Raw genomic sequence first — 14,085 nt, forward strand, 5'->3', positions numbered from 1 at the left:
TAAGTGAACGCACATAAAAAAAGCCCCACGAATTGGGGCTCGTGGGGCTAATCCTTCCTGAAGAGGGAGGAGGAGACGCGGTACGTACTGCTAATCTTTAAATGAGCGTGACAAATATGCCTTACCAATAAGCTTGAGTCAGGCTTACTCCCTGGCGGCGATCAGTTGTCGCGCGCGGCCAGGTTGCGCAGCTCGGCTGCAAAATTCGGTTGGCTGCCGCTGTAGTCGTTGGCCATGCGGTTGAGCATGCGCACGCCGCTGAAACGGTGGGCGGCGACACGTTGCTCGAACGACTTGCGCGGCACGAAGAAGGCGACGACGGCGCGCATGATGCCGGCCAGCAAGGGCTTGAATACCATCAGCAGGGTCACGAGCGCACCCAGGCCCAGCAGCGGACGCGTCAGCGCGAGACTGGCTCCGATCAGCGATTGCGCGACCGGTACGGCGGCTTCAACTGGAAAGGCGATGGCGAGGACGGACATGATATTGATTTCCCTGATATGAAACTGCTTTTGAGCGTAATTGCTCTGTTGTTGCAATGCAGTATAGGTTTTTCAGCACGGGAGTGCCAATTTAGACTGGGGATATCAGATATAGGGATTGTGAATAAGGCACGGGATGCAGTATGCTCAAGGCTTGTGGAGGGGGCTCTCGAACAATCACCGGACTCCGTAGACAAAAAAATCCCCGCAAAGCCGAAGCTTGCGGGGAAATCCTTCCTAAAGAGGGAGGAGGAGACGCCGGACAGATTCCCATGTCGCGCGATCGCTGCGGGCTTGTTTGCCTGCATACGCGCCAGGACGCGGGCCTGAGAAGCTCAGGACTGAAACCGTTGTTGCCCTACAGAAGCGCTGAAATGCGTCGTTACCGGGTGGTTCCGCGCACTACATCGCCATACTGTAGTGTTGCTGCAAAAGCTTGTTGCCAGATTCTGTCGCCCGATGTTGCCGGCCTGTCGAATCTGAATAAGCTGCTGATTAGCCGCGCGACGCGATGAAGCGCAGTTCAGCTGCCAGGTTAGGCTGGCTGGATTCGAACTTGTTGGCCAGGCGGTTCAGTTGCGAAGCGCCTTCGACCTTGCTGTTGTAGTCAGCGGTCATCAGGGCGGCTTGCGATTCGTGGGCTTGGACGAAGCGGACGAAGATGCTGCGCAGTGCGGCGCCGAGCTTGCTGGAACCGGTTGCAGTGGTCTTCGACGAGTAATTGGCGGTCAATGTAGTCATGATGGACTCCTTGCGAAATGTGTTATGTTGCATTGCAGTGTAATGATGCCCGACTGCCTTTACCAATTTCGTTTTCAGATATCAGTTATACCGTTTGTGAATACTAATTTTTTTACCCGGGATTTTTCTCTTTCCCTTTCTCTGCCTTATGGGGCGCGGCTGACATGAGCTTCCTTACTCTCGACCTGAACCTGTTGCGCGTCTTTGACGCCGTGATGACGGAGCAAAACCTGACGCGCGCGGCCAATCTGCTGGCGATGACCCAGCCGGCCGTGTCCAACGCGCTGCGCCGCCTGCGTGACACACTCAACGATGAACTGGTGATCCGCACCGCTCACGGCGTCAAGCCGACGCCGCGCGCAGAAGAACTGTGGCCGACCGTGCGTCGCGCGCTGTCGGAACTGGAAGCGGTGATCACCCCCGAAACCTTCGACGTGACGCGCGCGCAGAATACCTTCCGCATGGCGATGGTCGATGCGACTGCGGCGCTGTGGCTGCCGTCGCTGGTGCGCACCATCATGCGCGACGCGCCGCGCCTGAAGATCCGCATGATGCCGCTGACTACACGCGATCCGCGCGCCATGCTGCTGCGCGGCGACGTCGATCTGGCGGTGGGATTTTTCCCGGGCGTGACGGCGCAACTGGCCGACGGCCAGGGCACGGTCAAGACCCAGATCAGCCATGAACGTCTTTACACCGGCCAGTACGTCTGCGTGATGCACAAGAACCATCCGCTGGCCGACAAGGAACTGACACTCGACACGTATTGCGCCGCCGACCACTTGCTGGTCAGTCTGTCAGGCAAACCCCACGCCGTGATCGATGATGTCCTCGCGGGAATGGGACGCGAACGTAAGATTTTGCTGACGGTGAACCAGTTCTTCACGGCCGGTCGCATCGTCGCCAGTTCGGAGCTGATCACGGTGCTGCCGCGCCATCTGATTGCCGCCACCGGCATGACGGAAGTCCTTGTGGTGAAAGAGCTCCCGTTCAAAACGCCGGAGGAGCATGTAGACATGTTGTGGCATGAACGGGATGCGCGAAATCCGGCCCATAAATGGCTGCGTGCGCATTTAGTTGCAACAACTCATGACGAATTCGGTCGTATCAACATGAAGCGCTGACGATACCCTGATTTTTTCTTGATTCCGTCGGCGTAAAACAATCACTTTGGGATGGTTTATGTCACGGACATCAAAAATAATCGGGTTCAGTCTCGCCGGCGTGATCGCATTGATCGCGTTGTTGATCATTCTGATCATCACTTTCGACTGGAATCGCGCGCGGCCCTGGATCAACCAGCGCGTCAGCGACGCCACCGGGCGCCACTTCGCCATCCAGGGCGACCTCATCGTCAAATGGCGCAAGCCTGATTCTCCGCAGACCAGCTGGGCCAGATGGATACCATGGCCGCATGTGAGCGCCAACGATATCGTGCTCGGCAATCCGGACTGGGCGCCGGCCAATTCCAACATGGCGACCGTCAGGCAACTCAACGTCACGCTCAATCCCTGGCCGCTGCTGCAGCACAAGATCGTGCTGCCCGATCTCGAAGCCCAGGATCCCTACCTGCAGTTGCTGCGCAAGAAAGACGCCGTCAACAACTGGACCTTCAAGTCCGACGACGGTCCGTCAACCTGGCAATTCCGTCCTGAAAAAATCGTGATCAGCAAAGGCGTGGTCGAGCTCGACGACGCCATTCAAAAAGCCAAGGCGCGTGCTGAAATCGACACGCTCGATCCCGCCAAGGAAAAAATCTACGGCCTTGGCTGGAACGTGAAGGGCACCTTCAACAAGGCCGACATCAATGGCGAAGGCAAGGCCGGCGGCGTGTTGTCGTTGCAGGATGAGAGCAAGCCGTATCCGCTCGAAGCTGACGTGCGCGTCGGCAAGACGCGCATCGCCGTCAAGGGCACGCTGACCAAACCGCAGGAACTGGCCGCGCTCGACCTGCAGCTGAACCTGTCCGGCGACAGCATGGCGCATCTGTTCCCGTTGACCGGTGTGCTGTTGCCGGAAACGCCACCGTTCTCCACCTCGGGCCATCTGATCGGCAAGCTCAATCCGGTCGGCGAAAAGAACGGCAGCACCTGGACCTATGAAAAATTCAAGGGTCAGGTCGGCTCCAGCGACATCGGTGGCACGCTCGAATATCAGTCGAAGGAACCACGTCCCTTGCTCAAGGGCGAAGTGGTGTCCAACCTGCTGCGCTTTGAAGACCTGGGCCCGCTGATCGGCGCTGACTCCAACGCCAGCAAGGAAAAACGCGGCGCCGAAGAACGCCAGCCGACCGATAAGGTGTTGCCGGTCAAGGAATTCCAGACCGAAGCCTGGGGCGCGATCGATGCCGACGTCAAGCTGACCGCGCATCGCGTAGTCAAGGAAAAGGATCTGCCGGTCAACAATATTCAGGCCGACCTGCATCTGAAGGACAAGGTCTTGTCGCTGACGCCGCTCAACTTCGGCATCGCCGGCGGCAACCTGACTTCCACCATGCATCTTGACGGTCGCACGCCGAAGATGAAGTCCGACGTCAAACTGTCGGCGCGCAAGATCAAGATTCAGCAGCTGTTCCCCAACCTCGATGCGGCCCAGACCAGCTTCGGTGAAATCAACGGCGACGCGGCGTTGACGGCCACCGGCAATTCGGTGGCGGCGATGCTGGGTTCATCCAACGGCGAACTGAAAACACTGATCAACCACGGCGCCATCAGCAAGCTGCTGCTGGAAGAGATGGGCCTCAACATCGGCAACGTGGTGGTGTCCAAGCTGTTCGGCGACAAGCAGGTCAAGCTCAATTGCATGGCCGGCGACTTCACCGTGACCAACGGCCTGGCGCAGGCACGCATGTTCACGCTGGATACCGAAGACGCGATCATCAACATCAGCGGCGACGTCAATATGGCGCAGGAAAAACTGAACCTGACCATCAATCCACGCAGCAAGGGCTTGCGCATTATCTCGCTGCGCTCGCCGCTGTACGTGACCGGCCCGTTCAAGGATCCGAATGTCGGCGTCGACAAGGGAGTGCTGGCGTTGAAGGCGGGCGGCGCAGTAGCGTTGGCAGTGCTGGCGCCGGTGGCGGCCATCCTTCCATTGATCAATATCAGCGGTGAACAACAAACCGATTGCGCTAATCTTTTGCAGGAAGTGCAGAAGCAACCGGTCGCACCACCACCCGGCAAAACCAGGCCAGAGGCGGCTAAGCGTTAGGTTGCCAGTTTGCAATAGAGATACTTATCAGAACGTCATCCTGTGGATAACTTTGTGAATAAGGTTTGTGCGGATTGGGGACAGATGGCGAGTTTTACACAGGCGCGATTTCTGTCCCCGAACTGTTCTTTTGTCATACAAGACTTGCCAAGCGGTTATGAATTTTGCAAGTCGATGATTTGATGAAGGTTTACCGAGTTATCCACAGAAAAAGGCCTGTGTTAACTACTACTACTATTTGTATATATAAACTTCTATATAAAAACCTAAAACCCTGAAAACCCGAGAACCTGAAACCCGGTTTCTTTCAAGCCGATTGAAAAACCAAAAATTTCAAAAAACCCGCTTCGCTCGGGATGCCCTCGATTTCATTTCAGGGAAGAGGCATCCGGTGCCTCGATGATCAGGTCCGATTCGGCGACCGCAACGCAGGGCAACAGGTAACCTTCGGCTTTTTCTTCCCTGGTCAAGCCGGGCCAGTCAATCTGGTAGCTGATCTCTCCCCTTTTCAATACACACAGGCAAGTACGGCATGTTCCATTTCGGCAAGAACTGGGCAAACGGATTTGTGCCCGCAAAGCGGCGTTGAGCAGAGAACTTCCCGCCCCAGCTTCAAATTCCAATCCTGAAGGCAGCAAAGAGACCTTGTAGGCATGTTTTGGTAGTGGTTCGTCCGTGGGCATTGGGAAAATTCGTATCGTGCTGGGGGTTGATTGAGGCCATCACCGTCGAAACGGCAAAATCGATGCGCTATCGGTTCATGGTTTTACGTTGATCACCCAAAATACCAAGAAAAACAGCGATTTTCAGACCATCTGTGGATAAGTCTCTGGATAACTTTTGTGCGGATTGGGGACAGCTCGAGAGTTCTTCACAACGCTGATTTCTATCCAACATCTGTTCTTTTCTCATACAAGACTTGCCAAGCGTTTATGAATTTCGCAAGTGGATGATTCAATTCAGGTTTACCGGGTTATCCACAGAAAAGTGCCTGTGTTAACTACTACTACTATTTATATATATAAACTATTAATTTAAAAACCAACTTCACGTCATTTCCGAAAAACTTTAAAAAATTCCTGACAGGAAACGTGACAAATTCAGTTCCAGACGTTCTGCAACAAGGCAAACACGGCACTGATGGCTGGTTCGTTCTTGCGTTTCTCCAGCGCAATGAAAGACAACTCGGTGGAGAGGTCAACCGCATCGGCGATCACCAGCCCGTGCGCATGCGCTTGGTTCAGCGCAATCGACTCGCGCGCCAGCGACAGACCGACGCCGGATTTCACCAGGTCCAGCATGGAGGATTCCTGATCGACCAGCGCGACGGTATTGGGCGTCAGCTTGTATTGCATGAAAACCCGGTTTAGCAGACGGTGATGTGCGGACTCCGGCGGCGTCCAGATCCAGGGAAGTTGCGCCAGCTCCTTCCAGCCCCTGCCGGCGACGCGGTTCTTCCAACCTGCGGGGGCGATGACGTTGTAGGTGAACGGCGTCAGGGTGAGGCTGTGGAAGCCCTTGCCGGGCGTTCCCAGGAAGAAGCCGACGTCGAGCTCGCCGGTTTTCAGCAATTGCAGCACCGAGCCGGACATATGGTGTTGAAGACGTGTGGACAATTGGGGATAACGTTCGACCAGCAGCTTGAGGAAGGCGCCCAGGCGGATGAATTCGGGATCGAGGATGGTGCCCAGCGACAAGGTGCCGCTCAGGGTGCCGGCGCTGGTGTGCAGGGCATCGGCGTGCTGGTGGAATTCCTGCAGGGTGTTGAGGACCCGTTCCGCTACTGGCAGCAACTTGCTGCCCTCGTTGGTCAGCCGCATGCCGGCGCTGGTGCGCACGAACAATTGCAGATTGAGCCGTTCTTGCAGCAACTTGATCTGCAGGCTGACGGCCGGTTGGGTGACATGGAGCCGGTCGGCGGCGCGGGTCAGGTTGCCTTCCTCGGCGACGGCGATAAAAGCGCGTAACTGCGTGAAATCCATGGCCAAATGCGGGGAAAAGAAAAATAGACGGTCGGCAGTCAATTGCGGACCGGATAGGTTTATCAGTTATTTTTATATTGCTGTTGATAATAACTGATTGGATTCCTTTGAATCCACGCGATATTCTCTCAAAACAAGATAAATACGCCATTTTCTACGATCTGACATCACTTCATACCAAAGGGACACTTATGACTGCCGCACCATCCACGATCCAGCATTACATCAACGGTCGCATTGCGCCGTCCGAAAGCGGACGCCAGCAGGACGTTTTCAACCCGGCTACCGGTGAAGTGTCGGGTCAGGTCGTATTGGCCTCGACGGCGGAAGTCAACGCCGCGGTCGCCTCCGCTAGCGCCGCTGCGCCGGGCTGGGCCGAGACCGCGCCGCTGAAGCGCGCCCGCGTGCTGTTTAAGTTCAAGGAGCTGATTGAGCAGCATCACGATGACCTGGCTGCGGCGATCACGCGTGAACACGGCAAGGTGTTTTCCGACGCCAAGGGTGAAGTCACGCGCGGGCTGGAAATTGTCGAGTTTGCCTGTGGCGTGCCGCAATTGCTGAAGACCCAGTTCACCGACAACATCGGCGGCGGCATCGACAACTGGAACCTGCGCCAGCCGCTGGGCGTCACCGCCGGCATCACGCCGTTCAACTTTCCGGTGATGGTGCCGCTGTGGATGGCGCCGATGGCGATCGCCACCGGCAACAGTTTCATCCTCAAGCCGTCCGAGCGCGACCCGACGCCGTCGCTGATGCTGGCCGACCTGTTCAAGCGCGCCGGTTTGCCGGACGGCGTGTTCAACGTGGTGCAGGGCGACAAGGTGGCGGTCGATGCGCTGCTGCAGCATCCGGACGTGCAGGCGATTTCCTTTGTTGGCTCGACGCCGATCGCCGAATACATCTACAGCGAAGCGACCAAGCGCGCCGGCACCTTCCCATTGCGTGCACAAGCGCTGGGCGGCGCCAAGAATCACCTGGTGGTGATGCCGGACGCCAATCTGGAACAGGCGGTCGATGCGCTGATCGGCGCGGCCTACGGTTCGGCCGGCGAGCGCTGCATGGCGATTTCGGTGGCGGTGGCGGTCGGCAGCGTGGCCGACAAGCTGGTGGAAGCGCTGATTCCGCGCGTGAAGGCATTGAAGATCAAGAACGGCATGGAAGCCGACGCTGAAATGGGCCCGCTGGTCACGGCGGCGCACAAGGCCAAGGTGGAAGGCTACATCGACGACGGCGTCAAGGCCGGCGCCAAGCTGCTGGTGGATGGTCGCGGCATCACCGTGCCTGGTCATGAAAACGGCTTCTACGTCGGCGGCACCTTGTTCGACAACGTCACGCCGGACATGAAGATCTACAAGGAGGAAATTTTCGGACCGGTGTTGTGCGTGGTGCGCGTGCCTGATTTCGCCGAAGCGGTGCGCCTGATCAATGCGCATGAATACGGCAACGGCGTCTCGCTGTTCACGGCCGACGGCAACACGGCGCACGAGTTTTCGCGCCGCATCCAGGTCGGCATGGTCGGCATCAACGTGCCGATTCCGGTGCCGATGGCCTGGCATTCCTTCGGCGGCTGGAAGCGTTCGCTGTTCGGCGATACGCATGCCTACGGCGAAGAGGGCATCAAGTTCTACACGCGATATAAGTCCATCATGCAGCGCTGGTCGGCTACTATCGGCAAGGGCGCGGAGTTCACGATGCCGGTGGCGAAGTAATTGCAGCATAAGTTTGCAGTAAGTTCGCCGCACCACAATCGATAAAAATAACGGAGACAGGTATATGGAGTCAGCAGGTAAATACGATTACATCATCGTCGGCGGCGGCACGGCTGGTTGCGTGCTGGCCAATCGCCTGAGCAGGGATCGCGACGTCAAGGTGTTGCTGATCGAGGCGGGCGCCAAGGATGATTACCTGTGGATCCATATTCCTGTCGGTTACCTGTATTGCATCAACAATCCGCGCACCGACTGGCTGTATCGCACGGAAGCCGACGTCGGCCTCAACGGCCGCAGCCTGATCTATCCGCGCGGCAAAGTGTTGGGCGGCTGTTCGTCGATCAACGGCATGATCTACATGCGCGGCCAGGAACGCGACTACAACGAGTGGGCGCAACTGAGCGGCGACGACAGTTGGCGCTGGGACCAGGTGCTGCCGCTGTTCAGGAAGAGCGAAGACCATTACAAGGGCGCCAATGAGTTCCACGGCGCCGGCGGCGAATGGCGCGTCGAGAAGCAGCGGCTGTCGTGGGAAATCCTCGACGCGTTTCGCGATGCGGCGGCGGAAACCGGCATTCCCAAGATCGACGACTTCAACCGCGGCGACAACGAAGGCAGTTCCTATTTCGACGTCAATCAGAAACGCGGCGTTCGCTGGAATGCGTCGAAAGCGTTTTTGAAGCCGGCCATGAAGACCGGCAACCTGCACATCATGACCGGCTCGCACGTCAAGCGGCTGCGCATCGAACAACGCGACACGGGTCCGGTTTGCGTCGGTGTTGAATTCACCGGCGGCGGCAGCGAGTGGTACGCCGAATCGACACATGAAACTATCCTCGCCGCCGGCGCGGTGGGTTCGCCGCATATCCTGCAATTGTCCGGCATCGGTTCGGCCGCGCTGTTGCAGCAGCACCAGATTCCGGTGGTGAAGGAGCTTGCCGGCGTCGGCGAAAACCTGCAGGACCATTTGCAGATCCGCATGGCGTTCAAGGTGAAAGGCGTGAAGACGCTCAACATGATGGCCGGCAACTGGTACGGCAAGATGATGATCGGCGTGCAATACGCCATGTTCCAGAGCGGCCCGATGTCGATGGCGCCGTCGCAGCTCGGCGTATTCGCCAAATCCGATGCGTCGCAGAGCAGCGCTAATCTCGAGTATCACGTACAACCCTTGTCGCTGGAAAAATTCGGCGATCCGCTGCATCCGTTCCCGGCATTCACGGCCAGCGTGTGCAACCTGCGTCCGACCTCGCGCGGGCATATACGGCTGGGTAGCAACGACGGCGCTTTAGCACCAAAAATCACGCTGAATTATCTGAGTACGGAAGCCGATCGCAAGGTCGCCGCCGACTCGCTCAAGCTGACGCGAAAAATTGTCTCGGCGCCGGCGTTGCGAAAGTACCAACCCGACGAATGCAAGCCCGGTGTGGAATACCAGTCTGAGGAAGAGTTATACAAGGCGGCCGGTGAAATCGGCACGACGATTTTCCATCCGGTCGGCACCTGCAAGATGGGTCGCGCCGATGACGCACAAGCCGTTGTGGACAGCCAGTTGCGCGTGCGCGGCGTGGCCGGACTGCGCGTGGTAGACGCTTCTGTGATGCCTACCATCACATCCGGTAATACCAACTCTCCCACCCTGATGATTGCCGAAAAGGCAGCAGAATTGATCCGCGCAGCACGTCGCGGAACGCCTTGAAAGTTGCGCCGAAAATAAAAATTTCGACCTTTCTCCAATACGGTACTTATACGTATTGTAGTAATGGTACGACTCGGCTACTATGCGCCAGATATTAAAAAAATAAGACTCTCGCACGAGAGCCTCACAGGCTCAGATTGCGGCGCCAGAAGCGTAGCGATTTACACAAGGCGGCCCTGCGGACACACGCAGGGTATTCATGGGAAGAATGAGAAGAGACACTATGACAGATGTCATTCTGGAGACAAAAAACCTGACGAAGGAATTCAAGGGTTTTACAGCGGTAAGCAAAGTCAACCTGCAAGTCGAGCGCGGCCACATCCATGCGCTGATCGGCCCGAACGGCGCCGGCAAGACGACGTGCTTCAACCTGCTGACCAAATTCCTGGTGCCGACCTCGGGCCAGATCCTTTTTAATGGTCGCGACATCACGATGGAAGCACCGGCGCAGATTGCGCGCCAGGGCATCATCCGTTCGTTCCAGATTTCGGCGGTGTTTCCACACCTGAGCGTGATGGAGAATGTGCGCATCGGTTTGCAGCGCACGCTCGGCACGTCCTTCCATTTCTGGAAGAGCAGCGACAGCCTGAAGCAACTCAATGACCGCGCCATGGCCTTGCTCGACGAAGTCGACCTGACCAGTTTCGCCGACACGCTGACGGTCGACTTGCCGTACGGCCGCAAGCGCGCGTTGGAAATCGCCACGACGCTGGCGATGGAACCCGAACTGATGCTGCTGGATGAACCGACCCAGGGCATGGGCCACGAAGACGTCGATCGCGTGACTGCGCTGATCAAGAAAGTCTCGGTCGGCCGGACCATCCTGATGGTGGAACACAACATGAACGTCATCGCCGGCATCTGCGACCGCATCAGCGTGCTGCAACGCGGCGCCGTGCTGGCCGAAGGCACGTATGACCAGGTATCGAAGAATCCGCAAGTGATGGAAGCCTACATGGGCACCACCGCCGGCGCGCTGGAAGGAGCACACTGATATGAGCACCGCGACATTGCAACAAGGCGGTACTGTATCCGCAACCGGCGGTACTCCGGCGCTTGAGATTTCCGATCTGCAATCCTGGTACGGCGAATCGCACATCCTGCACAACGTCAACCTGTCGGTGAACAAGGGTGAAGTGGTCACGCTGCTGGGCCGCAACGGCGCCGGCCGCACCACCACCTTGCGTTCCATCATGGGCCTGGTCGGTGCACGCAAGGGCTCGATCAAGATCAACGGCAATGAAACCATTGCGATGCCGACCTACAAGATCGCGCATCAAGGCGTCGGTTACTGTCCGGAAGAACGCGGCATCTTCTCGTCGCTGTCGGCGGAAGAGAACCTGATGCTGCCGCCGTTCGTGTCGAAGACCGACAAGGGCATGTCGATCGACGAGATCTACGACATGTTCCCGAACCTCAAGGAACGCCGCAACAGCCAGGGCACACGTTTGTCCGGCGGTGAACAGCAGATGCTGGCGGTGGCGCGCATCCTGCGCACGGGCGCACGCCTGTTGTTGCTCGACGAGATTTCCGAAGGCCTGGCGCCGGTGATCGTGCAGGCGCTCGCGCGCATGATCCTGATGCTCAAGGCCAAGGGTTACACGATTGTGATGGTGGAACAGAACTTCCGCTTTGCAGCGCCGTTGGCTGATCGTTTCTATGTGATGGAACACGGCCAGATCGTCGAGTCGTTCGCTTCTTCGGAACTCGAGTCGAAGACGCAGAAGCTCAATGAGCTGCTGGGCGTATAAGCGAACAAGCGCATAAGCCAGGTTTCGCTATTCAAGCGGTTCAAGCTGTCGCATCATTATTCTGAATTAATAAAGCAGTCATAAAAAGAATGCACCATGGTTTTCGGATCATGGTGCGACGAGCGGTCGCGTGATCATTCATGCGCGCGTTTGTAAAAATCAGTGTTGGGTATTTGTATTATTTACTACTGAGCGGGCATCACAACGTTACCAGCATCACTGGCGTTATAACAAAAGGAGATGGAAATGAAGTTAAAGGCAATGTCACTCGCCGTGTCGACTGCGGCAGCAGCGTTCGCATTCGCGGCACCGGCTTCGGCGCAGATTTCCGGAGACGTGATCAAGATCGGTTTCATCACCGACATCTCCGGCGTCTATTCGGACATCGACGGCCAGGGCGGTGCGGAAGCGATCAAGTTCGCGATCGCCGACATGGGCGGCTCGATCAACGGCAAGAAGATCGAACTGGTCGTCGCCGATCACCAAAACAAGGCTGACGTCGCCGCCAGCAAGTCGCGCGAATGGTTCGACCAACAGGGCGTTGACGTCCTGATCGGCGGCACCAATTCCGGCACCGCGCTGGCAATGGCCAAAGTCGCCAACGAAAAGAAAAAGGTCTTCATCGAAAACGGCGCCGGCTCGGCCCGCCTGACCAATGAAGAATGCTCGCCGTACACCGTCCACTACGCCTACGACACCGTCGCACTGGCCAAGGGCACCGGTTCGGCAGTCGTCAAGCAAGGCGGCAAGAGCTGGTTCTTCCTGACTGCCGACTACGCGTTCGGCCACTCGCTCGAAGCCGACACCAGCACCGTCGTCAAGGCATCCGGCGGCACGGTCGTGGGTTCGGTCAAGCATCCGCTGGGCGCATCCGACTTCTCGTCCTTCCTGCTGCAGGCACAGACTTCCAAGGCCCAGATCATCGGCCTGGCCAACGCCGGCGGCGACTTCATCAATTCGGTGAAGGCAGCCAACGAGTTCGGTATCACCAAGACCGCCAAGCTGGCCGGCCTGCTGGTGTTCATCAACGACGTGCATTCGCTCACGCCAAAGCTGACCCAGGGCATGTACCTGACCGACAGCTGGTACTGGGACACCAACGACGAGACCCGCAAGTTCGCCAAGCGCTACTTCGAAAAGCAAAAGAAGATGCCGTCGAGCCTGCAAGCCGCCGACTACTCTTCCGCGCTGCAGTACCTGCAAGCCGTGAAGGCCGCCGGTTCGGATGACGCCGACAAGGTCATGGCGCAACTGCGCAAGACCAAGTTCAACGACGTGTTCCAGAAGAACGGCTACCTGCGCGCCGACGGCCGCGTGGTCCACGACATGTATCTGTACCAGGTCAAGACACCGGCCGAGTCCAAGTATCCATGGGACTACTACAAGCTGGTCCAGACCATCCCTGCGGAACAAGCCTGGACTACCAAGGCTGAATCCAAGTGCTCGGCCTGGAAATAATCCGCCGGTAATCGACGGGCAATCAACGCACCAAAAGGATCTGTCATTTCTGATTTCTGTTGAAGAATCGGGGATGACAGATTTTTCTTGTTGTATTTGATCAGCCGGAAACGTGCGGTCCGCCGCACGACATCCGGTCAATCGGAATGAATGAGTTTCTATGGAATTATTCGGCATACCCCTGCAAGCCTTGTTGAGCCAGCTGCTGCTGGGCCTCGTGAACGGCTCGTTCTACGCGATGCTGTCGCTGGGACTGGCGGTCATCTTCGGCCTGCTCAACGTGATCAACTTTGCACACGGCACCCTCTACATGCTCGGCGCTTTTACGGCATGGATCGGGCTGACCTACTTCAATATCAATTACTGGGCGATGCTGATCCTGGCGCCGCTCATCGTCGGCGCGTTCGGCATCGTGATCGAAAAGACCATGCTGCGCTGGCTCTACAAGCTGGACCATCTGTACGGTCTGCTGCTGACCTTCGGCATCACGCTGATGGTGGAAGGCGTGTTCCGCTCGATCTACGGCGTCTCCGGCCAGCCTTATTCCGTGCCTGACGCGCTGCAGGGCGCGACCAACCTGGGCTTCATGGTGTTGCCGAACTACCGCGCGTGGGTTGTGCTGGCATCGGTGGTGGTGTGCTTCTCGACCTGGTTCGTGATCGAAAAGACCCGTCTGGGCGCTTACCTGCGCGCCGGTACCGAGAACCCGAAGCTGGTGGAAGCCTTCGGCATCAACGTGCCGCTGATGGTCACGCTGACCTACGGCTTCGGCGTGGCGCTGGCGGCATTCGCCGGCGTGCTGGCAGCGCCGGTGATCCAGGTGTCGCCGCTGATGGGTTCCAACCTGATCATCGTGGTGTTCGCGGTGGTGGTGATCGGCGGCATGGGTTCCATCCTCGGCTCCATCGTCACCGGCCTCGGCCTGGGTGTGGTCGAAGGCCTGACCCGCGTGTTTTATCCGGAACTGTCGGCAACCGTCGTCTTCATCATCATGGCCATCGTGCTGATGATTCGTCCGGCCGGTCTGTTCGGTAAAGAGAAATAAGGCGC

At 57.7% G+C, this 14,085-nt stretch carries 12 protein-coding genes; 8 read left to right on the forward strand and 4 right to left on the reverse strand.

Annotated features, from left to right (window positions below; genetic code table 11):
* Nucleotides 1-161: 161 nt before the first annotated feature.
* Together ACIROY_RS20580 and ACIROY_RS20585 are read right to left on the reverse strand one after the other, a co-directional pair.
* Complete coding sequence (locus ACIROY_RS20580; RefSeq protein WP_402277939.1) at nt 162-482, reverse strand: hypothetical protein; 321 nt, start codon at nt 480-482, stop codon at nt 162-164.
* 495 nt (nt 483-977) lie between these two features.
* On the reverse strand, nt 978-1,223 hold the full coding sequence (locus ACIROY_RS20585) for a hypothetical protein (RefSeq protein WP_402277938.1): 246 nt from the start codon (nt 1,221-1,223) through the stop codon (nt 978-980).
* 164 nt (nt 1,224-1,387) lie between these two features.
* Between ACIROY_RS20585 and ACIROY_RS20590 the strand changes: the two genes are divergently transcribed.
* Together ACIROY_RS20590 and ACIROY_RS20595 are read left to right on the forward strand one after the other, a co-directional pair.
* The gene (locus ACIROY_RS20590; protein ID WP_402277937.1) at nt 1,388-2,347 is read left to right on the forward strand and encodes a LysR family transcriptional regulator; all 960 of its coding nucleotides are present in this window, start codon (nt 1,388-1,390) and stop codon (nt 2,345-2,347) included.
* 58 nt (nt 2,348-2,405) lie between these two features.
* Nucleotides 2,406-4,436, forward strand: coding sequence for an AsmA family protein (locus tag ACIROY_RS20595; RefSeq protein ID WP_402277936.1), 2,031 nt, complete (start codon nt 2,406-2,408; stop codon nt 4,434-4,436).
* A gap of 368 nt (nt 4,437-4,804) precedes the next feature.
* On the opposite strand, the gene ACIROY_RS20600 is transcribed toward ACIROY_RS20595, so the two are convergent.
* Both ACIROY_RS20600 and ACIROY_RS20605 read right to left on the reverse strand, forming a co-directional pair.
* Nucleotides 4,805-5,119 (reverse strand): 2Fe-2S iron-sulfur cluster-binding protein, encoded by a 315-nt coding sequence (locus ACIROY_RS20600; protein WP_402343835.1) that lies wholly within the window; start codon nt 5,117-5,119, stop codon nt 4,805-4,807.
* A gap of 417 nt (nt 5,120-5,536) precedes the next feature.
* Entirely contained in the window at nt 5,537-6,418 is an 882-nt protein-coding gene (locus tag ACIROY_RS20605) for a LysR family transcriptional regulator (RefSeq protein ID WP_402277934.1), read from the reverse strand.
* Between the two features lie 191 nt (nt 6,419-6,609).
* Here ACIROY_RS20605 and ACIROY_RS20610 point away from each other — a divergent pair, with 191 nt between their 5' ends.
* The 6 genes from ACIROY_RS20610 to ACIROY_RS20635 all read left to right on the forward strand — a co-directional run bounded on the left by ACIROY_RS20610 (nt 6,610) and on the right by ACIROY_RS20635 (nt 14,080).
* Nucleotides 6,610-8,127, forward strand: coding sequence for a CoA-acylating methylmalonate-semialdehyde dehydrogenase (locus ACIROY_RS20610; RefSeq protein ID WP_402277933.1), 1,518 nt, complete (start codon nt 6,610-6,612; stop codon nt 8,125-8,127).
* A gap of 64 nt (nt 8,128-8,191) precedes the next feature.
* The gene (locus tag ACIROY_RS20615) at nt 8,192-9,826 is read left to right on the forward strand and encodes a GMC family oxidoreductase (protein WP_402343838.1); all 1,635 of its coding nucleotides are present in this window, start codon (nt 8,192-8,194) and stop codon (nt 9,824-9,826) included.
* Nucleotides 9,827-10,049: 223 nt separating this feature from the next.
* Nucleotides 10,050-10,820 (forward strand): ABC transporter ATP-binding protein, encoded by a 771-nt coding sequence (locus tag ACIROY_RS20620; protein ID WP_116436165.1) that lies wholly within the window; start codon nt 10,050-10,052, stop codon nt 10,818-10,820.
* Nucleotide 10,821: 1 nt separating this feature from the next.
* Complete coding sequence (locus ACIROY_RS20625; protein WP_402277931.1) at nt 10,822-11,577, forward strand: ABC transporter ATP-binding protein; 756 nt, start codon at nt 10,822-10,824, stop codon at nt 11,575-11,577.
* Nucleotides 11,578-11,823: 246 nt separating this feature from the next.
* Nucleotides 11,824-13,035 (forward strand): ABC transporter substrate-binding protein, encoded by a 1,212-nt coding sequence (locus tag ACIROY_RS20630; protein ID WP_402277930.1) that lies wholly within the window; start codon nt 11,824-11,826, stop codon nt 13,033-13,035.
* Nucleotides 13,036-13,195: 160 nt separating this feature from the next.
* A complete protein-coding gene (locus ACIROY_RS20635) occupies nt 13,196-14,080 on the forward strand; it encodes a branched-chain amino acid ABC transporter permease (RefSeq protein ID WP_402277929.1) in 885 nt (294 codons plus the stop codon).
* Nucleotides 14,081-14,085 lie beyond the last annotated feature (5 nt).

It is taken from the genome of Herbaspirillum sp. NPDC101396, from assembly GCF_044767365.1.
In the GTDB taxonomy this organism is placed as follows: Bacteria; Pseudomonadota; Gammaproteobacteria; order Burkholderiales; family Burkholderiaceae_D; genus Herbaspirillum.